This is a genomic window from Photobacterium arenosum (genome assembly GCF_014841115.1).
Lineage (GTDB): Bacteria > Pseudomonadota > Gammaproteobacteria > Enterobacterales > Vibrionaceae > Photobacterium > Photobacterium arenosum.
Map to the genome: position 1 here is coordinate 345352 of NZ_JACYTP010000003.1, position 20984 is coordinate 366335.

Annotated in this window: 19 protein-coding genes; 11 read left to right on the forward strand and 8 right to left on the reverse strand. The window is 50.0% G+C overall.

The genetic code is table 11. From position 1 onward, the window contains the following. Nucleotides 1–238: 238 nt before the first annotated feature. Together IFO68_RS07515 and ubiG are read right to left on the reverse strand one after the other, a co-directional pair. Complete coding sequence (locus tag IFO68_RS07515) at nt 239–955, reverse strand: HAD family hydrolase (RefSeq protein ID WP_225445107.1); 717 nt, start codon at nt 953–955, stop codon at nt 239–241. 179 nt (nt 956–1134) lie between these two features. Next, nucleotides 1135–1845 carry a bifunctional 2-polyprenyl-6-hydroxyphenol methylase/3-demethylubiquinol 3-O-methyltransferase UbiG gene (gene ubiG, locus IFO68_RS07520; RefSeq protein ID WP_192015315.1) on the reverse strand — a complete coding sequence of 237 codons (711 nt, stop codon included), beginning with the start codon at nt 1843–1845 and terminating at the stop codon, nt 1135–1137. 335 nt (nt 1846–2180) lie between these two features. On the opposite strand from ubiG, the gene gyrA reads away from it, so the two are divergent. The 10 genes from gyrA (at nt 2181) to pyrF (ending at nt 13254) form a co-directional block, all read left to right on the forward strand. After that, nucleotides 2181–4823, forward strand: a complete 2643-nt coding sequence (gyrA, locus tag IFO68_RS07525) for a DNA topoisomerase (ATP-hydrolyzing) subunit A (protein WP_192015316.1) — start codon at nt 2181–2183, stop codon at nt 4821–4823. Nucleotides 4824–5061: 238 nt separating this feature from the next. Continuing rightward, the gene (serC, locus tag IFO68_RS07530) at nt 5062–6144 is read left to right on the forward strand and encodes a 3-phosphoserine/phosphohydroxythreonine transaminase (protein ID WP_192015317.1); all 1083 of its coding nucleotides are present in this window, start codon (nt 5062–5064) and stop codon (nt 6142–6144) included. Nucleotides 6145–6243: 99 nt separating this feature from the next. Further along, a complete protein-coding gene (locus IFO68_RS07535) occupies nt 6244–6453 on the forward strand; it encodes a hypothetical protein (protein ID WP_192015318.1) in 210 nt (69 codons plus the stop codon). 153 nt (nt 6454–6606) lie between these two features. Next, nucleotides 6607–7890, forward strand: coding sequence for a 3-phosphoshikimate 1-carboxyvinyltransferase (aroA, locus tag IFO68_RS07540; RefSeq protein WP_192015319.1), 1284 nt, complete (start codon nt 6607–6609; stop codon nt 7888–7890). A 150-nt stretch (nt 7891–8040) separates the two neighbouring features. After that, nucleotides 8041–8733 carry a (d)CMP kinase gene (gene cmk, locus IFO68_RS07545; RefSeq protein WP_192015320.1) on the forward strand — a complete coding sequence of 231 codons (693 nt, stop codon included), beginning with the start codon at nt 8041–8043 and terminating at the stop codon, nt 8731–8733. A gap of 93 nt (nt 8734–8826) precedes the next feature. Continuing rightward, on the forward strand, nt 8827–10497 hold the full coding sequence (gene rpsA / locus IFO68_RS07550; RefSeq protein WP_192015321.1) for a 30S ribosomal protein S1: 1671 nt from the start codon (nt 8827–8829) through the stop codon (nt 10495–10497). Nucleotides 10498–10571: 74 nt separating this feature from the next. Beyond that, nucleotides 10572–10862 carry an integration host factor subunit beta gene (gene ihfB / locus IFO68_RS07555; protein WP_027253366.1) on the forward strand — a complete coding sequence of 97 codons (291 nt, stop codon included), beginning with the start codon at nt 10572–10574 and terminating at the stop codon, nt 10860–10862. 129 nt (nt 10863–10991) lie between these two features. Then, nucleotides 10992–11279, forward strand: a complete 288-nt coding sequence (locus tag IFO68_RS07560; RefSeq protein WP_046219696.1) for a LapA family protein — start codon at nt 10992–10994, stop codon at nt 11277–11279. A gap of 7 nt (nt 11280–11286) precedes the next feature. Then, on the forward strand, nt 11287–12456 hold the full coding sequence (gene lapB / locus IFO68_RS07565) for a lipopolysaccharide assembly protein LapB (RefSeq protein WP_192015322.1): 1170 nt from the start codon (nt 11287–11289) through the stop codon (nt 12454–12456). A 99-nt stretch (nt 12457–12555) separates the two neighbouring features. Further along, a complete protein-coding gene (pyrF, locus tag IFO68_RS07570) occupies nt 12556–13254 on the forward strand; it encodes an orotidine-5'-phosphate decarboxylase (RefSeq protein ID WP_192015323.1) in 699 nt (232 codons plus the stop codon). 340 nt (nt 13255–13594) lie between these two features. On the opposite strand, the gene IFO68_RS07575 is transcribed toward pyrF, so the two are convergent. The 6 genes from IFO68_RS07575 to pspF all read right to left on the reverse strand — a co-directional run bounded on the left by IFO68_RS07575 (nt 13595) and on the right by pspF (nt 20017). Continuing rightward, nucleotides 13595–14419 carry a peptide ABC transporter ATP-binding protein gene (locus tag IFO68_RS07575; protein WP_192015324.1) on the reverse strand — a complete coding sequence of 275 codons (825 nt, stop codon included), beginning with the start codon at nt 14417–14419 and terminating at the stop codon, nt 13595–13597. After that, the gene (locus IFO68_RS07580) at nt 14416–15414 is read right to left on the reverse strand and encodes a peptide ABC transporter ATP-binding protein (RefSeq protein ID WP_192015325.1); all 999 of its coding nucleotides are present in this window, start codon (nt 15412–15414) and stop codon (nt 14416–14418) included. Before IFO68_RS07580 ends, IFO68_RS07575 begins: the two co-directional genes overlap by 4 nt. Continuing rightward, nucleotides 15414–16301 (reverse strand): putrescine export ABC transporter permease SapC, encoded by an 888-nt coding sequence (gene sapC, locus IFO68_RS07585; protein ID WP_192015326.1) that lies wholly within the window; start codon nt 16299–16301, stop codon nt 15414–15416. The genes IFO68_RS07580 and sapC overlap by 1 nt, the downstream gene beginning before the upstream one ends. Continuing rightward, nucleotides 16288–17250 (reverse strand): ABC transporter permease, encoded by a 963-nt coding sequence (locus IFO68_RS07590; RefSeq protein WP_192015327.1) that lies wholly within the window; start codon nt 17248–17250, stop codon nt 16288–16290. The genes sapC and IFO68_RS07590 overlap by 14 nt, the downstream gene beginning before the upstream one ends. Before the next feature lie 3 nt (nt 17251–17253). Then, complete coding sequence (sapA, locus tag IFO68_RS07595) at nt 17254–18873, reverse strand: ABC transporter substrate-binding protein SapA (RefSeq protein ID WP_192015328.1); 1620 nt, start codon at nt 18871–18873, stop codon at nt 17254–17256. Between the two features lie 121 nt (nt 18874–18994). Beyond that, on the reverse strand, nt 18995–20017 hold the full coding sequence (gene pspF, locus IFO68_RS07600; protein ID WP_192015329.1) for a phage shock protein operon transcriptional activator: 1023 nt from the start codon (nt 20015–20017) through the stop codon (nt 18995–18997). Between the two features lie 286 nt (nt 20018–20303). Here pspF and pspA point away from each other — a divergent pair, with 286 nt between their 5' ends. Continuing rightward, the gene (pspA, locus tag IFO68_RS07605; protein ID WP_192015330.1) at nt 20304–20969 is read left to right on the forward strand and encodes a phage shock protein PspA; all 666 of its coding nucleotides are present in this window, start codon (nt 20304–20306) and stop codon (nt 20967–20969) included. Nucleotides 20970–20984: the final 15 nt, after the last annotated feature.

Genomic DNA, 20984 nt, shown 5'->3' on the forward strand with positions numbered 1-20984 from the left:
AAACACTATATGTTGGGGTGTTAAGCCATGTGGCAAACAAGATAGTGGTGAGGATACGAATTTGCAAGCTGGTATTTTTTGACCGCTTGTGGATAACATGGGGATGTAAAACGGATAGTTAGTGCGTACTCACCTATTTCATCAGACTTGCCAGTGTCATAGGAAAATGCAAACAAAAAGCACCTGTTTTTTCCGCCGGAAAAAATTTTTTTCCCTTGATTTTTCCTGATTTTCCGCTCTATTTTTGCGTGCAGCATGATTGGTTAAAAAAGGCGCTTTCGTTACGATTATGTTGTTCCAGTATGGGGATGAGTGCGGCGGGTTCAGGCAGGATCGCCTGAGCTTGCCACAGGTCGGGATGATGCTCATCACCTATGTATCCCCATCCTGCGACAGCACCTGGCATGCGTGCGGCTCGCGCGGCAATCATGTCCTTTTCAATGTCACCGACATACAGGCAACTTTCAGGTGGGATGTTAAGGAGCTGGCAGGCATGCCAGAGCGGATCGGGGTGTGGCTTGGCTTTGTCTAATGTGTCGCCACAAACGACAACTTCTGCTTCGGACAAAACAGGGAAGTAGGGAAGCAGGCGCTGAGTGAGAAACTCAGGTTTATTTGTCATTATCCCCCATGGTACTTTATTTTTATTCAAATAGGATAAAAGTGTATCAATTCCACTATACATTGATGTTTTTAAACAAATTTCATCATGGTAGTAATCAAGGAACTGTTGTCTGAGGTGCGTGGGGTTCAGATGCGCGGGTATTGTGCCAAATCCCGCTTTTATCAAGCCATTGGCACCGTAACTGGTATTCGCCTGGATTTGCGCTGCGGTCAGTGGCTGAACATCATAATCTGCAAGCACTCTGTTAGCCGCTCTTGCCATATCCGGAGCGGTATCAAGCAAGGTGCCGTCCAAGTCAAAAAGTACAGCGTCAATCCGATACCCCAACATAGGCCGTGTCCTTATCTCAAAGGCTGATAAAACGTGTGCAATGAATGTGCTTAAAGCATATCAGCAAAAAGGCGAAGTCGTAGGATTATGGGCATAATCCGGGTATTGGATCAAACGAGGCAGAAAGGTGAGGTCAGCCAGACCAGAATGACCAGCCTGGCTGCGGTGAGACAGGTTACTTATTCTGGTTTCACTGTGTGCAGGATATAATTCACGTCCACGTTACGGCCCAGCTTGTAGGTGTCAGTAAGTGGGTTGTAGTGCAAACCGGTAATATGGCGGTCTTCGAGCGCAGTCAGATCAACCATCGCCATCAATTCTGACGGACGAATAAACTTTTTGTGATCATGCGTACCTTTTGGGACCAGTTTCATGACCTGCTCGGCTCCGACAATCGCAAATAAATAGGATTTCATGTTCCGGTTCAGGGTTGAAAAGAACACATGGCCGCCAGGCTTCACCAATCTGGCACAGGATGCAATCACAGAGGCGGGATCCGGCACATGTTCCAGCATTTCCATACAAGTGACGACGTCGTACAGTCCGGGGTGCTGTTCAGCATGTTCTTCAACCGTCTGCTGGATGTAGTCCAGCTTAGTGCCGGTTTCCAAAGCATGCAGACGAGCCACAGTTAATGGCTCTTTACCCATGTCTAGGCCCGTAACATCCGCGCCTTCTCTGGCCATACTTTCGGCCAGAATGCCGCCGCCGCAGCCCACATCGAGGATTTTTTTGCCAAACAGTCCGCCGGCATGGTCGATCACATAGTTTAAGCGCAGTGGGTTAATCTGGTGCAGAGGCTTAAACTCGCCTTCCAGATCCCACCAGCGTGATGCCATTTCTTCAAATTTACTGATTTCTGCCGGATCGACATTTAACTGCTTGGTCATTATTGCTCGCCATTTCCATTGATGTCAGAGCGGGCATTATAGCGAAAGACGGCTGACATGAAATGCTTGTTTGCCTAACCTAGCTTTGTCGCAAGAAAATACAGTGATGCTGGTGAATCTTTGGCCTGTCGCTGTTTTTCTGTATTAAAAACCTTCACTTGATGTCGGAGGATGGCCCAAGGATTGCACAGAAGGACAAGAGTTTATTTTCAATTCGCAAAATTACTCACAAGAAAGGCACTGAAAGGTGTGCCTATTAAGTGGGAAATATGCTATATTCCCGCACCTTGCACGTATAAAAATACGACAGAATCTACCTGAGGGATAGTGGCTCCATGAGCGATCTTGCAAAAGAGATCACGCCGGTAAACATTGAAGAGGAGCTGAAAGGCTCATACCTCGACTACGCGATGTCAGTCATCGTGGGTCGTGCTCTTCCTGATGTGCGTGATGGCCTGAAGCCGGTACATCGCCGCGTACTATTCGCGATGAACGTACTCGGTAATGACTGGAATAAACCATACAAAAAATCTGCCCGTGTTGTGGGCGACGTGATCGGTAAATATCACCCTCATGGTGATAGTGCGGTATACGACACCATTGTTCGTATGGCACAACCTTTCTCCCTTCGTTATATGCTGGTTGACGGCCAGGGTAACTTCGGTTCCATTGATGGCGACTCAGCCGCAGCAATGCGTTATACCGAAGTGCGGATGAGCAAAATTGCTCACGAACTGCTGGCCGACCTGGATAAAGAAACTGTCGACTTTGTTGACAACTACGATGGCACAGAGCGTATTCCTGCTGTGTTGCCAACCAAAATTCCTAACCTGCTGGTTAACGGTGCGTCCGGTATTGCCGTAGGTATGGCGACCAATATTCCACCGCATAATTTGGGTGAGGTGATTGACGGCTGTCTGGCATTTATGGACAACGATCAAATTACCATCGACCAGCTGATGGAATATATACCTGGCCCCGATTTCCCGACAGCGGCGATGATCAGTGGTCGTAAAGGTATTATTGACGCTTATAAAACGGGGCGCGGTAAAGTTTACATGCGCTCTAAAGCCGATATTGAATCAGACAAAAATGGTAAAGAAACCATCGTTGTCACCGAGATTCCCTATCAGGTCAACAAAGCGCGTCTGATTGAAAAAATCGCTGAACTGGTCAAAGAGAAAAAAGTCGAGGGCATCAGTGCACTGCGTGATGAGTCTGATAAAGACGGTATGCGCATTGTTATTGAGTGTCGTCGTGACGCTGTAGCTGAGGTGGTACTGAATAACCTGTATGCACAGACTCAGCTGCAGACTACGTTCGGTATCAACATGGTGGCGCTGGATAAAAATGGCCAGCCTAAGCTTTTCAATCTGAAAGAGATGCTGGAAAGCTTTGTTAACCACCGCCGTGAAGTTGTGACACGTCGTACCATCTTTGAACTGCGTAAAGCGCGTGAGCGTGCACATATTCTGGAAGGTCTGGCGATTGCACTGGTCAATATTGATGAAATCATCGATCTGATCCGTCAGGCGGCGACGCCGCAAATTGCCCGTGAAGGCCTGTTGGCCCGTCCATGGCAATTGGGTGACGTAGCAGCCATGCTGGAACGTGCCGGTGTGGATGCGGCTCGCCCTGAGTGGCTGGCTGCTGAGCTGGGTGTTCGTGATGGTATGTACTACCTGACGGAACAACAGGCACAGGCAATTCTGGATCTGCGTTTGCACAAGCTGACCGGTCTGGAACACGAGAAGATTCTCGACGAGTACAAAGGTCTGTTGACTCAGATCGAAGAGCTGATGCTGATCCTGAGCAGTGCTGAGCGCTTGATGGAAGTGATTCGTGGTGAACTTGAGCTTGCCCGAGAGCAGTTCAATGATGTTCGCCGTACCGAAATCACAGCGGCCAGCCACGATATCGATCTGGAAGATCTGATCACTCAGGAAGACGTGGTGGTGACTTTGTCTCACCATGGCTATGTGAAATATCAGCTGCTGGCTGATTACGAAGCACAGCGTCGCGGTGGTAAAGGCCGAGCAGCAACGCGTATGAAGGATGAAGACTTCATTGAGCGTCTGCTGGTTGCCAATACCCACGATACTATCCTGTGCTTCTCAAGCCGCGGCCGGATGTACTGGCTGAAGGTTTATCAGTTGCCGCAGGCTAGCCGGACAGCACGTGGCAAGCCGATTGTGAATATTCTGCCGCTGGAAGAGAATGAGCGTATTACCGCAATTCTGCCGGTGAAAGAATATGAAGAAGATAAGTTTATCTTCATGGCAACGGCCGACGGTACGGTTAAGAAAACACCGCTGACTGATTTCAGCCGTCCTCGCAGCGCCGGTATTATTGCCGTGAACCTGCGTGAAGGTGACTCACTGATTGGTGTGAATATCACTGACAGCAGCAATGACATTATGTTGTTCTCTGCCGCCGGTAAAGTGGTGCGCTTCTCTGAAGAACAAGTGCGTGGCATGGGCCGTACGGCGGCAGGTGTCCGCGGTATCAAGCTGGCCAATGACGACAAAGTGGTGTCGCTCATCGTACCTGGCAATGAAGGCGATGTGCTGACTGTGACTGAAAACGGTTACGGTAAGCGTACCAGCCTGGAAGAGTACCCAGCGAAGAGCCGTGCAACTCAGGGTGTTGTTTCCATCAAAGTCTCCGAGCGTAATGGCTCTGTGGTCGGTGCAGTTCAGGTACAGGAGGGTGATGAATTCATGATGATCACCAATGCCGGTACTCTGGTGCGTACCCGTGTCGCAGAAGTCAGCCGCGTAGGTCGAAATACTCAGGGGGTTACCCTTATCCGTACAGCAGAAGATGAACAAGTTGTTGGTCTTCAGCGAATTGAGGAACCTGAGGATGACGAGTTGCTGCAAGTTGACGGCGAAGAAGTTGTGGCGGAAGTGACAACGGATACCGATACGGTATTGCCTGAAGAAGGCGATGAAGCCAAAGACAGCAGCGAAGACTGATTGTTAGCTTAACCTAAAAAACGCAGCTCAGAGCTGCGTTTTTTTATAACATTTTTTTAGCAAAATGCCTCTCTTGTTTGTTTCGCTGGCGTTTATCGGTATTTTTTATTGTTTACTCAACAAAAAAGGTTTTCAGCAACGAATGAAAGGTGTAAAAAAATAAAACACAGATCCGGTTATTCATGATGTTGATAACAGGGTCACCACATTTTCGCAAAGCAGGAGCATGTTTCTCATCATGGATAAGGTTTATAACTTTTGTGCAGGTCCAGCAATGATGCCAGCAGAAGTGTTGGTAAAAGCCCAACAGGAATTGGTGAACTGGAATGGTCTGGGAACCTCGGTCATGGAGATCAGCCACCGAAGTAAAGACTTTATCGCTGTAGCAGAACAGTCTGAGCGCGATTTACGTGACCTGCTGGCTATTCCTGACAACTATCATGTTCTTTTCTGCCACGGTGGTGCACGGGCACAATTTGCTGCCGTGCCGATGAACCTGCTGGGCGATGCCACCACGGCGGATTACATTGATGGCGGTTACTGGGCACAGAGTGCTGTCGACGAAGCCCAGAAATATTGCCAGCCGAATGTTATCGATATCACTTGCGAGCGTGATGGCAAAAAAGCGGTTCTGCCGGCGAGTGACTGGGCGCTGACTGAACAGGCGGCCTATGTGCATTTCTGCCCGAATGAGACTATCGACGGTATTGAGATCCGTGACTTGCCACAGACGGACAAGCCGATTGTTGCCGATATGTCTTCTACCATTTTGTCGCGCAAAATCGATGTGTCACAGTACGGGGTGATCTACGCCGGGGCGCAGAAAAATATCGGCCCTGCTGGCCTGACAATCGTGATTGTTCGTGATGATTTACTGGGTCTGGCCAAAGACATCCTGCCAAGCATACTGGATTACAAAGTGCTGGCAGAGAAAGAATCTATGTTTAATACACCACCTACCTTTGCCTGGTATCTGGCTGGTGAAGTGTTCAAGTGGCTGAAAGCCATCGGTGGCGTAGAAGTGATGCAGGCGCGCAATGAAGCGAAAGCGAAATTGCTTTATGATTTTATTGATCAGTCTGATTTTTATCGCAATGAGGTGCATCAGGCTAACCGTTCATTGATGAATGTTCCTTTCCAGCTGAAAAATGCGGAACTGGATAAAGCCTTCTTGCAACAGGCGGATGCCGCGGGTTTGAAAGCCTTGGCTGGTCACCGTGTGGTTGGCGGTATGCGGGCCTCTATTTATAACGCGATGCCGATTGAAGGCGTGCAGGCGCTGGTCGACTTCATGGCGGTATTCGAACGCGACAATGCCTGAGTAAAGAACCTCTGCCGTCAAGCCGCCTGATAAGGCGGCTTGTTTGTTTATGTCTGGCGATTGCCGCTGAAGGTCAGCTGAGCGCCGTGGAAGTGGACTTTGAACAGTCTTCTTCTCAGATCGCAACGGTTCGGTTCAGTTGAAGGGACAGCGCAGTATGTTAATGGCTCGCTGTCTGTGAATGGCGTTGAATTGCTGATGATCTCAATGGTTCGCCTGGAGGACGGTTTGACGAAAGCCTCCTCGGACGGGCAGTGGGTTGAGTTGGAATGTTATTTTGATGGCTCGGCCGTCAGCCAGTGTAAATGACCCTGTCACAAGGTTTCGCAAGCAGGGTTTATCCCCTGTCAGGCTCAGTCTGGCGCGGGATGGCGCGTTTTGAGCCCTGGGATGACTAGCATCACTTCGAAATATTGGTTACTCTGCGGAAACGCAAATACAACAGGATAGAAAAATCACCCAATGGAGAGTTTAACTTTACAGCCAATTCAGCGTATTGACGGGGAAGTGAACCTGCCAGGTTCCAAAAGTGTGTCTAACCGGGCGCTCTTGCTGGCAGCACTGGCGAACGGCACGACGCGTCTGACGAATCTGCTCGACAGTGACGATATCCGTCACATGCTCAATGCTCTCACCAAGCTGGGCGTTTCGTATCAGCTTTCAGAGGATAAAACCGTCTGTGAAGTACAGGGACTGGGTCAGGCATTTCATGCCAAACAGCCGCTTGAGCTGTTTCTGGGCAACGCGGGTACGGCTATGCGTCCGTTAGCTGCGGCCTTGAGTTTAGGTTCGGGTGAGTATGTGCTGACCGGAGAGCCGCGGATGAAAGAGCGCCCGATTGGCCATTTGGTCGACGCACTGCGCAGTGCCGGTGCGGATATTACTTACCTCGAAAATGAAGGTTTCCCGCCGCTGAACATTAAGGGAGCCGACCTCAAAGGCGGTGAAGTAGAGATTGATGGCTCAATTTCCAGCCAGTTTCTGACTGCATTTCTGATGACCGCACCTCTGGCGTCAGAAGAGACAGTGATCCGTATCAAAGGTGAGCTGGTTTCTAAACCCTACATTGATATTACCCTGCACATCATGGCGCAATTTGGGGTACAGGTCGAGAACGACAACTATCAGCGCTTTATCGTAAAAGGTGGCCAGCAGTACCAGGCACCGGGTGATTTTATGGTAGAAGGAGATGCTTCTTCCGCTTCATATTTTCTTGCTGCCGCAGCCATTAAAGGCGGTACTGTGAAAGTTACCGGAATTGGTAAATCCAGTATCCAGGGCGATACCCAGTTTGCTGAAGCACTGGCGGCTATGGGTGCTGAGATAGAGTGGGGTGATAACTATGTCATCGCCCGTCGCGGTACGCTTCATGGTGTGGATATGGATTTTAACCATATCCCGGATGCGGCCATGACCATTGCCACAACGGCATTGTTTGCTGAAGGGACGACGGCTATCCGTAATGTCTATAACTGGCGTGTAAAAGAAACGGATCGTTTATCCGCCATGGCAACTGAGCTGCGTAAAGTGGGCGCGACAGTCGAGGAAGGCGAAGATTACATTATCATCACACCTCCGGCGCAGTTGCAGCATGCTGCCATCGACACCTACGACGATCACCGCATGGCGATGTGTTTTTCGTTAGTTGCGCTGAGCGAAGATACACCGGTGACGATTAATGATCCCAAGTGTACCTCAAAAACGTTCCCGGATTACTTTGAGAAACTGGCCGCATTAAGCCATTGATCCACTTCCTCAGATTTGTCCCTGTCACCCAGCTTAAGGCTGGGTGATTTTTTTCCCGACTGGAAGTGCCTCCAGGGCAAATTTACCGTATAATACGGCCCGCGTTGAAACAGCAAGTTTGCTGAAGGTTTAACAAATTCGGAGAATTCTATGTCTACAAACGCACCAGTGATCACTGTTGATGGGCCAAGTGGAGCCGGTAAAGGAACACTTTGCATGCTGTTGGCAGATAAGCTGGGCTGGAATTTACTGGATTCTGGTGCTATTTACCGAGTACTGGCACTGGCAGCAATTCATCATGGTGTAGAACTGGACTCTGAAGCCGCATTGGTTCCACTGGCTGCGCATCTGGATGTGCAGTTCCTTGCAGAAGGCGAACTGGTGAAAGTGATTCTGGAAGGAGAGGACGTCTCTACCACATTACGTACTGAAGACGTTGGCAATGCAGCGTCAAAAGTTGCGGCATTACCTCGGGTGCGTGAAGCATTGTTACGCCGCCAGCGTGCATTTAGCGGAGAGCCTGGCCTGGTTGCGGATGGACGTGATATGGGTACAGTGGTTTTTCCTAACGCTGAAGTAAAAATTTTCCTGGATGCCAGCGCCGAAGAGCGCGCCAAACGCCGCATGAACCAGTTGCAACAAAAAGGCTTAAGTGTTAACTTTGACAGTCTTTTAAGCGAAATTCAGGAGCGTGATGATCGCGACCGCAACCGTGCTGTTGCGCCATTACGCCCCGCAGCAGATGCTTTAGTGCTAGACTCTACGCATCTGTTGATTGAGCAAGTGACCGAACTGGCGCTGGCTCACATTGAAGAAAAATTGTCGGCTGAGAAATCGGCCTGATGGTATGTCGGTGTCAAGGAATGATAACTGACTTTGTTTTCAACCCCATGCGGTAGGATACCCATGGTTGTTCATATACTGAAGATTATTTAAATGACTGAATCTTTTGCTCAACTCTTTGAAGAGTCTCTAAAAGAAATCGAAACACGCCCTGGCGCGATCGTTAAAGGTACTGTAGTTGCCATTGAGAACGGTTTCGTTCTGGTTGACGCTGGCCTGAAATCTGAGTCAGCTATTCCTGCTGAGCAGTTCAAAAATGCTGCTGGTGAGCTGGAAATCGAAGTTGGCGTTGAAGTTGACGTAGCTCTGGACGCGATTGAAGACGGTTTCGGTGAAACTCAACTTTCTCGTGAGAAAGCGAAGCGTCACGAAGCTTGGATCCAGCTTGAGAAAGCTTACGAAGATGCTGAAACCGTTATTGGTATCATCAACGGTAAAGTTAAAGGTGGCTTCACTGTTGAGCTGAACGGCATCCGTGCGTTCCTGCCTGGTTCTCTGGTTGACGTTCGTCCAGTACGTGACACTGCTCACCTGGAAGGCAAAGAGCTAGAGTTCAAAGTTATCAAGCTGGACCAGAAGCGCAACAACGTTGTTGTTTCTCGTCGTGCTGTTATCGAATCTGAAAACAGCGTTGAGCGTGATGAGCTGCTGGCTTCTCTGCAAGAAGGCATGGAAGTTAAAGGTATCGTTAAGAACCTGACTGACTACGGTGCATTCGTAGATCTGGGCGGTGTTGACGGCCTGCTGCACATCACTGACATGGCTTGGAAACGCGTTAAGCATCCATCAGAAATCGTTAATGTTGGTGACGAAATCAACGTTAAAGTTCTGAAGTTCGACCGTGAGCGTACTCGCGTATCTCTGGGTCTGAAGCAACTGGGTGAAGATCCATGGGTTGCTATCGCTAAGCGTTACCCAGAAGGCACTAAGCTGTCTGGTCGCGTAACTAACCTGACTGACTACGGCTGCTTCGTTGAAATCGAAGAAGGCGTTGAAGGTCTGGTACACGTGTCTGAAATGGACTGGACCAACAAGAACATCCACCCATCTAAAGTGGTTAACGTGGGTGACGAAGTTGAAGTTATGGTTCTGGACATCGACGAAGAACGTCGTCGTATCAGCCTGGGTCTGAAGCAATGTAAAGCTAACCCTTGGCAGCAGTTCGCTGAAGCACAAGCTAAAGGCGACCGTGTAACTGGTAAGATCAAGTCTATCACTGACTTCGGTATCTTCATCGGTCTGGACGGTGGCATTGACGGTCTGGTTCACCTGTCTGACATTTCTTGGAATGTTGCAGGCGAAGACGCTGTTCGTGACTTCAAGAAAGGCGACGAGATTTCAGCAGTTGTTCTGGCTGTTGATGCTGAGCGTGAGCGTATCTCTCTGGGCGTTAAGCAAATCGAAGAAGACCCGTTCAACAGCTTCGTAGCTCTGAACAAGAAAGGTACTCTGATAAACGGTAAAGTGCTTGCCGTTGATGCTAAAGGCGCAACCATTGAGCTGGCTGAAGGCGTAGAAGGTTACCTGCGTGCATCTGAAGCTTCTCGTGACCGCGTAGAAGACGCAACTCTGGTTCTGTCTGAAGGCGATTCAGTTGAAGCGAAGTTCACCGGTGTTGACCGTAAGAACCGCGTTATCAACCTGTCTGTACGTGCGAAAGACGAAGACGAAGAGCAAGAAGCAATGGCTAGCCTGAACCAGCAGGACGAATCTGCATTCGGTAATGCTATGGCTGACGCGTTTAAAGCGGCTAAAGGCGAATAATTTGCCCCAAGGGGGGAAGCATTTTCCCCCTTAACGGTTATACTATTGAGAAACATACTAAAAACGGGGTGATTATGACAAAGTCTGAATTGATCGAAAGGCTGTGCAGCCAACAAACTCATCTTTCTGCCAAACAGGTAGAAGATGCGATCAAGGAAATCCTTGAGCATATGGCAACAACCCTTGCTGAAGGGGACCGTATTGAAATCCGTGGCTTTGGTAGTTTCTCTTTGCATTACCGTGCACCGCGCGTAGGGCGTAACCCGAAAACCGGTGATAAAGTGGAATTGGACGGCAAGTACGTTCCTCACTTTAAACCTGGTAAAGAGTTACGTGACCGCGTGAATGCACCGAATGCAGGATAATCGTATTTAGCACGAAAAAACGGCATGCTGTAAGTATGCCGTTTTTTTATGTCTGTTGATCATGGTCTGATGAGTCGTTTTACTGCATAATCTAATCATCAAGTTTTTGATCTAGTGAGAGGATTCACGATGAAAATAGTAGGCATTATTATCTTGATAGCGTGTTTTTTACTAACGCTGGCGCTGGGTGCGCAGAATCAGGTGATGGTTGACTTCGATTTTCTGATAGCCAAAGGACAATTTCAGCTATCTACGCTTTTAGGTGCGACCTTCGGTATTGGATTTGCAATTGGTTGGTTGATTTGTGGCTCTATGTATCTGAAAGCCCGCTTCACAAAAAATCGTTTAACAAAAAAAGTCGCCAAACAAGAAAAAGAACTAGAGCAGTTGCGTTCTGTAGAGACCGCCAAGGAATAATCACTTCATGCTAGAGCTGTTGTTTCTGTTACTTCCTATTGCCGCAGCATATGGCTGGTACATGGGTAACAGAAGCGCGAGTAATAAGCGGCAGGAAAAGTCTCATCACCTGTCACGCCAATATGTGACAGGCCTGAACCTGCTGCTCTCTGATCAGTCTGATAAAGCTGTCGATTTGTTTATTGAATTATTACAGGTTGATAGTGAAACGATAGATACTCACCTTGCCCTGGGGAACCTGTTCCGTAGCCGGGGTGAAGTTGATCGCGCTATTCGCATTCACCAAAACCTGATTGCCCGCCCGAACCTGACTATTGACCAACGTAACCTGGCATTGCAACAATTGGCTAAAGACTATATGGCTGCCGGGTTCTTCGATCGCGCAGAAAAAATCTTTGAGCAGTTGCTGGACGAGCCTGATCACAGAGAAGGGGCGTTGCAGCAGTTACTGACGATTTATCAGCAAACCCGAGAATGGGATAAAGCGATCGAAATGGCCAGTCAGTTGGTCAAGATGGGTAAAAATAAGCTCAGGCATGATATAGCGCATTATTGGTGTGAGCTGGCCATGCTGGAACTGAGCGCGCATAATTCAGAAAAAGCCAAGCAACTGCTGAAGAAAGCACTGTCTGCCGACAAACACTGTGTACGTGCCTCAATCAGCACCGCCCGGATTCTTATCGCTGAAAAGAATTATAAATCTGCAGCGCAGCAGCTGGAAAAAGTCGCCGAGCAGGATGTGGATTACATTAGTGAAACCCTGCCAATGTTGCTGGAATGCTATGAAGCGACTCACAATGAGGATGGCTGGATAAAGTATCTTCACCACTGTGTTGACAACCATGCCGGGGCGACCGCTGAACTGATGCTTGCGGATGAGATTGCTCGTCATGAAGGCGCTATCATGGCGCAATCCTTTATGACGCGACAACTGCTGAAGAACCCAACGATGAAAGGCTTCTATCAGTTGATGGATTATCATCTTGATGAAGCAGAAGAAGGCCGCGCCAAGGACAGTTTGTCCACGTTGCGCAGCCTGGTCGGTGAACAATTGAAAATGAAACCACATTATCGTTGCGGTAAGTGCGGTTTTGAAAGTCATTCACTTTACTGGCAATGCCCGTCCTGCAAAGGGTGGGGGGCAGTGAAACCCATTCGAGGACTGGATGGGGAGTAATGGCGACAAAGAGAATGTAAATTTGAAAGGGCTGATCACTGTGCGTGCTGGCCCTTTCTTTTGAAGATAGCAATGCAGAACAGAAGTCTAGGAGAAAGCATGTTAGACCCAAAAGTGATAGTGGCACTGGATTACCCTACTCAGGATGCGGCACTGGCCTTTGTTGACCGCATTGAGCCAGGCAGTTGCCGACTGAAAGTAGGCAAAGAAATGTTTACTTTGTTTGGGCCGGACTTTGTGCGTAAGTTACACGACAAAGGCCATTCCGTCTTTTTGGATCTTAAGTTTCACGATATCCCGAATACCTGTTCCCGTGCGGTGAAAGCGGCGGCCGAACTCGGGGTGTGGATGGTGAATGTACACGCCAGTGGTGGTGAGCGCATGATGAGCGCCTCTCGTGAGATTCTGGAGCCTTACGGTAAAGACAGGCCGCTGTTGATTGCCGTCACTGTGCTGACCAGCATGGAAGCACAGGACTTGGCCGGGGTGGGTATCTCCTGCTCACCAGAAGAACACGTACTGAATCTTGCGACTCTGACCAAGAACAGTGGGCTGGATGGCGTGGTATGTTCAGCACAGGAAGCGAGTCTGCTGAAGGCAAATCTGGGTGCTGAATTTAAACTGGTGACGCCGGGAATTCGCCCTGCCGGCAGTGCCGCGGGTGATCAGCGCCGTGTGATGACCCCTGCAGAAGCGGTGAAAGCAGGGTCAGATTATCTGGTCATCGGTCGTCCTATCACTCAGGCTGACGATCCGGCTGCAGTGCTGGCCGAGATCAACCGTTCTCTTCTGGCGTAATTTTCTCTTCCTATACTGCCTCTGTCTCTCTATGTCATCCTCGCTCCGGCGGGGTTGTTTTTACAGCACTTCAGGATGTTTCTTACACTTTTACTTGTAAGTACAGATAATAAAGCCGTAGAGAGCATGTGCTGGACTGGCAATCTCCACTCTGGCGGTTGGTTGGGGTTGCCATATTGATAGGGGTGATCGTTGGTTTGCAGCATGACTGGCTAACCAGTAATCAACAAGAAGGGCAGCGTGCATTCGGACCTGTTCATTGGCCGGCTTTCTGCGAGGGCTGATTGGTCATCAGGCGGGCATTTATTCGGCTGTTGATCTGAACATTACTGACTCTTAGTTAAACATGAATCTTCGCTGAGCGGCTGCTGGTCCGGGTGCTGCGATCGTGCGACGGCGCCGTAAAGTGACTGTCCAGCAGCTTCTGAGTCAACGGGTGCTGTGGCGCACTGAACACCTCCTGCGTTGCACCCTGTTCCACTACTTCTCCTTTTTGCATCACCATCAGCTTATCGCTGAAATGCTTAATCACGCCCATATGCTGAGAAACATAGATGTACGACAGCCCCATTTCCTGCTGGAGATCGAGCAGCAGGTTAATGATCTGAGAGCGTACTGACATGTCCAGCCCATTGAGTGCTTCGTCTGCCACGATAATACAAGGCTGCAGAATCAGCGCGCGAGCCAGTGATACCCGCTGTTTCTGACCGGTTGCCAGCATTTGCGGGTAGAAATAGGCATGTTCCGGCAGCAAGCCGACGCGCAGCAAAGTGGCCTTGATACGGTTCTCACGCTCCTGCGGCGTCATGCTGGTATTTCGTTTCAGTGGCCCTTCCAGGAGCTGACCAATTTGAATCCTTGGATTCAGCGAGGTATTCGGATCCTGAAATATCATGCGAATCAGCTTACAGCGGGTTTTGTAATCCTCGAAAGCCAATGGCTCGTCGTTGACCCTGATTTCACCACCCGAGGGGTCGACAACGCCTGCCAGCATCTTAGCCAGAGTCGATTTACCTGAACCATTTTCACCGATCAGAGCCAGGGTTTCACCCACCTCCAGGTTGAAAGATACCGGTTTGACAGCTTCTGAGCTGCGGCGGCGGAAAAAGCCGGAACGGTGGTGGTATTCTTTTCTCAGGTCAGTCACTTCCAATAGGGCACTCATGATTTAGGCTCCGGCATATTCAGCGGGAAATGGCAGCTGTATTTATGGTTTTTGACTTTCTTGCGCTTAGGGATTTCCACACACTTACGCTGTGCATAGGGGCAGCGCGGTCCCAGCCGGCAACCGATAGGCAAATGCTGCAACGGTGGAATCGAGCCGGGCAGCGTGGTGAGTTTACTCTTATGCGGAATATCCTGGCTGAAATCCGGCATGGCCTGCAGCAAGGCGATCGTATAAGGGTGGTGCGGCGTGGTCAGTAACTGTTTACGGCTGCCGGATTCAACCGCCTGTCCGCAGTACATCACTGTGATCCGGTCGGCCCACTGGGTGACCGTTGTCAGGTCGTGGCTGACCAGCAGTATAGTGGTGTTATTGAGCTGGTTCATCCGGCTCAGTAAACGGAAAATCTGCGCCTGTGTGATGGGGTCCAGATCGTTGGTGGGCTCATCGGCAATCAATAACCGTGGCCGGTTGGCAATGGCCATCGCTATCATGATTTTCTGGCACTCACCGTCAGTCAACTGATAGGGATAACTGCTCATAACGCGTTTATGGTCTTTTATGCCGACCTTGTGCAGCAGGGCTATCGCCTGTTTCTGACGCCAGTGGAAGCGCTGCCAGAAGGTACCATTGAAAGAGCTGCGCGGAATGGCTTCTTCCAACTGCTGGCCCACATGCTCAGAGGGATCAAGGCAGGAAGAGGGTTCCTGAAAGATCATCGCAATTTCGCGGCCCACCACTTTGCGGCGTTCGCGCGGAGACAGTGCCTGAAGATCAATATCGCCAAGGCGTAAGCGGTCGGCACTGACCCGCCAGTTGTCTTTAGTGACACCGGCGATAGCCTTCGCGACCAGACTCTTACCTGACCCTGACTCGCCAACCAGTCCGCGAATTTCACCTTCATTCAGTGTCAGGCTCATGCGCTCAACGGCTTTGACCATGCCCTGAGGCGTTTCAATTTCAATGGTGAGGTTTCGTATATCGAGCAGTGGCATCAGTCGACTCCTGCATTAATTGCCTGACGGAGACCTTCTCCTACTAAGTTTACCACTAAGATGCTGAAGGTGATGGCCAGGCCGGGCAGGGTCACTGTCCAGGGTGCCAGATAGATCAATTCGATGGAATCACCCAGCATGGCGCCCCATTCCGGTGACGGAGACTGTGCCCCCAGCCCCAGAAAGCCCAGCGCCGCGATATCTATCATGGCGATAGAGATCGCCCGGGTCAGCTCGCTGATAATAACGGGCTGAATATTTGGCAAAACAGAGTAGTACAGCAAGTAGAAACTGTTCGCACCGTCTAGCCGCGCTGCAATGATGTACTCTTTTTCCATCTCATCGTGGACAGCAGAGTATATCGCACGGATAAAACGCGGGATCAGCGCCAGCCAGATTGCCAGCAGAATACTGGTCATGCCGGTACCCATGTAGGCAATGATGATAATGGCAAGCAGCAGCGACGGTATCGACAACACAGTATCCAGTACGTGGTTAAGGATACTGGACTTCAGCCCGCGAGTCATACCTGCCAGTACGCCTATGATTATGCCCAGGATCGCCGAAGCCAGTGCCACAAGCAGCGCGTAGCCAAAGGTCAGCTGGCTTCCCAGCAGAATTCGGGTGAAGAGATCGCGGCCCAGATCATCAGTACCGAAGAAAAATTCCACATGTCCACTGGCGTCCCAGGAAGGGGGCATCAGAAACTCGCCCACTTGCTCTCCCGGCCCGTAGGCAACCATTAACGGGGCGAAGATTGTTATCAGCAGCAGGAAGCCAAGGCACCACAATCCAAACACCGCCAGAGAATTGGCCTGATAATTTTGCCAGGCCCGTTCCCATTGCGTCGGAATCTTATGTTCCTGATATATATTATTTGATGGCATACCATTCCTTACGGGTCAGTGGGTTCACCATAGCGCCCGCCAGGTCAGAAAGAATGTTCGCGAACAGAATGAATCCACCGACAGTAATCACACCGGCCTGAATAGCTACATAGTTTTGTGTGGCAATGGCGTCCAGCAACCAGCGGCCTATACCGGGCCAGTTGAAAATGGACTCTGTTAGCATGGCGAAGGTCATCATGGTTGAAAACTGCATCCCCAGTTTGGGGATAATTGGCGGAATGGCATTTTTCAGGGCATGCCGGATGATGATCTCCCACATTGACAACCCTTTGGTTTGCGCAACCCTAATGAAGTTTTGCTGCATGACATCGGCAACAGAAGCACGGGTCAGACGTATCACTTCGGTCGTTGGTGCTATGGCCAGCACTAATGTCGGTAATACCAGATGGCGGATGACATCGATCAGTGCGGCTGAACGATAGCTCACGTCAGACAGAAACACATCGATCAGGGCAAAACCTGTCACGGAATCAATCTGGTAGAGCAAGTTATAGCGCCCGGCAACAGGCAGCCAGCCAAGCTTGAGCGAAAACAGCATAATAAACAGCATGGCCAGCCAGAATAACGGCAGGGAATAACCCACCAGTGTCAGGGATGAAATGCAGGTATCCACCCAACGGCCACGCTTGACGCCTGCCAGTGTGCCAAGCGGGATGCCAACAATCAGCGACAGAATAAAGGCGAAAAAGCACAGCTCCAGTGTGGCAGGGAACACCTGGAGAATCTCTGACAGAATAGGTTGCCCTTCCTGATTCAGCCCGAGGTTACCCACCATCAGGTTATCGAGATACAGCAGCCAGCCGGGCCAAAATTCGTGAAGATTCCAGTAGCTGGACGGCTCAATACGTAAAATGCTGTAGCCGATCAAGGTGAGTATGAACAGGGTGATCAGAAACAGATTCAATCGGCGAATGGTATAGATAAACATCAGTTATTCGCTCCGGTACACATTAGAGAATGAGCGAGTACCGAACGGACTCAGATGCAGCCCGTGCAGAGATTTATGGTGGATCTGATAATGAATACCGTGCGCCAGCGGAATAATCGGCACTTCGTCGCGTAATATTCCCTGAGCATATTGGTAGTAGTCCATGCGTTGATCCAGCTTAGTGGTGCGTGACGCCAGTTCCAGCAGGTTATCAAACTGAAGGTTGCACCAGTTAGCGACATTCAGGCCAGCTTGCTTGGCGCTGCACGACAGCAGCGGGCGCAGGAAGTTATCCGGATCGCCATTATCCGCCACCCAGCCAGTCAGGGTCAGATCTATGCCTTTCTGGGCCACCGAACCTGGCCGGAGCGGTCTGTCCTGTAACAGTAAGGTGACATCAACCCCCACTGCCCGTAAGTCAGCCTGGATTAACTCGGCCGTTTTGCGCGGGCTGGGGTTGTAAGGCCTGGGTTCCATTGGAACGGCAAGGATCAGGTGCAGGTTATTACTGTAGCCAGCCTCTTTCAGCAATGCCATGGCTGTGTCCGGGTCATAATTGACGTCTGTCAGATGAGCATCATGTGCCCAGGACATGGGTGGCAGCAATGTTTTGGCCTTGGTACCCGTGCCGTAGTAGACAGAATCAAGCAGGTTCTCACGGTTAATGGCCAGATTGAGCGCCTGACGTACCCGAACATCCTGCAAAGCGGGGATATTATTATTGATGGCCAGAAAAGCAACGTTCATGGCTGTCTGGGCAATCAGTTCGAAGTCCGGGTTATTTTTAATCACAGGTAACTGACTGGCAACCGGCGAGGAGAGAACATCACACTCATGATTGAGAAGCTTGGCCAGTGATCCTGTGCCGCGAGACGAAATATCAAACACCACCTGATTCATGAAAGGCGCACCACGCCAGTAAAAAGCATTACGTTTCAGCCGGATCAAATCATGCGGATGATATTCAGCCAGATAGAATGGGCCAGTGCCTACCGGTTTGGTATCAATGTAGTCAGGATGGCCTTCACGCAGCAGCTGATCAGCGTATTCTGCTGAATGAATGGCCGCATACGAACTCGACAGGGTAGATAAAAAGGCATTGTCAGGCCGGGTGAGAGTGAATCTCACTGTGCTGGTATCAAGGCTATCTATACTGTCAATCAGCTGGCCGAATGACTGACTTTCGAACCAGGGATAATGACCGCCAGAGACAGAATGATAAGGGTGCTTGGGGTCGATTACCCGCTTAAAGCTGAATACCACGTCTTCGGCATTAAAGTGCCTGGAAGGTGCAAAATTTGCGGTCTGCTGAAAGCGCACATCTTTTCTGAGAGTGAAGGTGTACTCCAGACCGTCCTCACTGACGCTCCAGCTGCTGGCAAGCGCAGGTTGCGGCAGATGACTGATAGGATCAAGCTGGAGCAGACGGTCAAAAACCTGAGCGGCCAGACTGTCTGCGGTATGTCCGCCATCGGTTAACTGCGGGTTAAAGGTCCAGGGTGTATCCTGACCACAATAAATAAACCCCCATTGGCGTATGGTGTTATCGTGTTGTGGCTGTGAACAGGCCGTCAAACCCAGCAATCCGGCACAGGTGAGCAGCAATCGGAAACAGGCGTTCATAACAACGCTCTTATCTAAATGGTGTCGAGAAAAAACAAGTGGCTAAATTTACCACTTTCCGTGCCAAGCACCAAGGTATCTCCTTCAATATCCAGTGTGTTTTTATCCGAAGGTCCTTTTTCTATTCTTCCAGATTACTGCCCACCATATTATGTTTACGCAGTAAGCCCCTGAGTTGATGGTAGCTTAATCCCAACAGTTGTGCGCCTTTTCGCTGGTTGTACTTGGCTTGCGCCAGAGCATGGTTAATTAACGCAATTTCCTGTTCGGTCTGATACTGGCGTAAATCCAGCGGTAACACAGGCAGAGCATTAACGGACTGAGTACTGTTTTCTGAGTCGTTGTTTTCTTGATCAGAGTCATTAGCTGACCAGGGTGACTGAAACGGGTCCAGTACAATATCCTGTATTGGAAGATCCTCATTTGACTGGCGGAACACGGAACGCTCTACGGTATTTTTCAACTCTCTGACGTTACCGGGCCATTGGTAAGCCAGTAAAGTGCGCTGGGCTTGCTGACTGAATCCGGCAAAGTAGCTGAATCCCATTTCCCGGCACATGCGCACGGCATAGTATTCAGCCAGTGGCAGAATGTCTTCCTGGCGTTCACGAAGTGGCGGAAGATGTATGATATCGAAGGCGAGTCTGTCCAACAGATCCGCTCTGAATTGGCCGGCTTCGGCCATCGCCGGCAGATCGGCATTGGTGGCACAAATCAAACGGACATTTGCCTGGCAGGTTTTGCTTCCTCCCACCCGTTCGTATTCCCCGTATTCAATGACACGGAGCAGTTTTTCCTGAATGCCCATCGGAGAAGTGGCCAGCTCATCCAGAAACAGCGTTCCTCCTTCCGCCCGCTCGAACCTGCCCTGATGGCGGCCTTTGGCGCCGGTAAAGGAGCCGGCTTCATGGCCGAATAATTCAGAGTCAATGATGCCGTCACTCAGTGCGGCACAGTTTAACGATACCAGAGGCTGATCCCAGCGCTTTGATAAATAGTGGATACGCTGGGCAATCAGCTCTTTGCCTGTCCCGCGTTCACCAAGAATCAGTAAAGGGCGTTCAAGCGGAGCCAGACGGGATGCATGATCCAGGGCTGCCAGAAAGGGTTCAGATTCACCGATCAGATTGTCTGTTTTTTGCATCAGGTTATCCGTTACTGTGTAGAAAATGAATATATGCCCAACTGGCGAGAGGTTGCCGGGAGGCACAATACTGGTGTGGTGAATTTCACCAACTCTTGGTGTAAACACTCATAAGATAGCAGCGAGAATCTGTATCTGCAAAGGTAAATGTCTGAAATTACGGCTTTTTAAAAGTTGGCACGGCTCTTGTAATAAGAGTTACAGGCAGATTGCTATCTGGTGAAATGACATATCACAATGCTTGCAACCCGACATGTGTGGTTGCAGCGATGAAAGGAGAGACATAATGGGTATTTTTTCTCGTTTTGCGGACATTGTAAACGCCAACGTGAATTCGCTGTTGGACAAAGCTGAAGATCCGCAAAAAATGATCCGCCTGATCATTCAGGAAATGGAAGACACGCTGGTGGAAGTCCGTACTTCTTCGGCCAAAGCGATGGCAGATAAAAAAGAGCTGTATCGTCGTATTAACAGTCTGCAATCACAGTCTGAAGACTGGCAGAACAAAGCTACACTGGCACTGCAGAAGAGCCGTGAAGATCTGGCACGCGCTGCGCTGATTGAAAAACAGAAAATCAGCGATGTGGTACTGACGCTGCAGGAAGAATATAAGCTGGTGGAAGAAACCATCGAAAAGCTGGCAACAGAAGTGGCTGAACTGGAGCGTAAGCTGCAGGAAACCCGCGCCCGTCAGCAAAGCCTGGTGGTGCGTCATCAGGCTGCAGATAATCGTCGTGAAGTCCGCCGCCAGCTTGATACCGGTAAAGTGGAAGAAGCCTTGTCTAAATTCGAGCAGTACGAACGCCGCATTGATGAAATGGAAGCAGAAGCTGACAGCTATAATATAGGCCGGGGCAAAAGCCTGGAGCAGGAATTTGCAGACCTGCAGGCGCAGGATGACATTGAAAAAGAGCTGGAACGCCTGAAAGCGGGCATGAAAGACAAAGAATAACGTCTCAGAAGGAGA

Excerpts from the sequence above, each read along its gene's own strand:
- IFO68_RS07515 (WP_225445107.1), bottom strand. The coding sequence starts at position 955 with ATGTTGGGGTATCGGATTGACGCTGTACTTTTTGACTTGGACGGCACC.
- ubiG (WP_192015315.1), bottom strand. The coding sequence starts at position 1,845 with ATGACCAAGCAGTTAAATGTCGATCCGGCAGAAATCAGTAAATTTGAA.
- gyrA (WP_192015316.1), top strand. The coding sequence starts at position 2,181 with ATGAGCGATCTTGCAAAAGAGATCACGCCGGTAAACATTGAAGAGGAG.
- serC (WP_192015317.1), top strand. The coding sequence starts at position 5,062 with ATGGATAAGGTTTATAACTTTTGTGCAGGTCCAGCAATGATGCCAGCA.
- aroA (WP_192015319.1), top strand. The coding sequence starts at position 6,607 with ATGGAGAGTTTAACTTTACAGCCAATTCAGCGTATTGACGGGGAAGTG.
- cmk (WP_192015320.1), top strand. The coding sequence starts at position 8,041 with ATGTCTACAAACGCACCAGTGATCACTGTTGATGGGCCAAGTGGAGCC.
- rpsA (WP_192015321.1), top strand. The coding sequence starts at position 8,827 with ATGACTGAATCTTTTGCTCAACTCTTTGAAGAGTCTCTAAAAGAAATC.
- ihfB (WP_027253366.1), top strand. The coding sequence starts at position 10,572 with ATGACAAAGTCTGAATTGATCGAAAGGCTGTGCAGCCAACAAACTCAT.
- IFO68_RS07560 (WP_046219696.1), top strand. The coding sequence starts at position 10,992 with ATGAAAATAGTAGGCATTATTATCTTGATAGCGTGTTTTTTACTAACG.
- lapB (WP_192015322.1), top strand. The coding sequence starts at position 11,287 with ATGCTAGAGCTGTTGTTTCTGTTACTTCCTATTGCCGCAGCATATGGC.
- pyrF (WP_192015323.1), top strand. The coding sequence starts at position 12,556 with ATGTTAGACCCAAAAGTGATAGTGGCACTGGATTACCCTACTCAGGAT.
- IFO68_RS07575 (WP_192015324.1), bottom strand. The coding sequence starts at position 14,419 with ATGAGTGCCCTATTGGAAGTGACTGACCTGAGAAAAGAATACCACCAC.
- IFO68_RS07580 (WP_192015325.1), bottom strand. The coding sequence starts at position 15,414 with ATGCCACTGCTCGATATACGAAACCTCACCATTGAAATTGAAACGCCT.
- sapC (WP_192015326.1), bottom strand. The coding sequence starts at position 16,301 with ATGCCATCAAATAATATATATCAGGAACATAAGATTCCGACGCAATGG.
- IFO68_RS07590 (WP_192015327.1), bottom strand. The coding sequence starts at position 17,250 with ATGTTTATCTATACCATTCGCCGATTGAATCTGTTTCTGATCACCCTG.
- sapA (WP_192015328.1), bottom strand. The coding sequence starts at position 18,873 with ATGAACGCCTGTTTCCGATTGCTGCTCACCTGTGCCGGATTGCTGGGT.
- pspF (WP_192015329.1), bottom strand. The coding sequence starts at position 20,017 with ATGCAAAAAACAGACAATCTGATCGGTGAATCTGAACCCTTTCTGGCA.
- pspA (WP_192015330.1), top strand. The coding sequence starts at position 20,304 with ATGGGTATTTTTTCTCGTTTTGCGGACATTGTAAACGCCAACGTGAAT.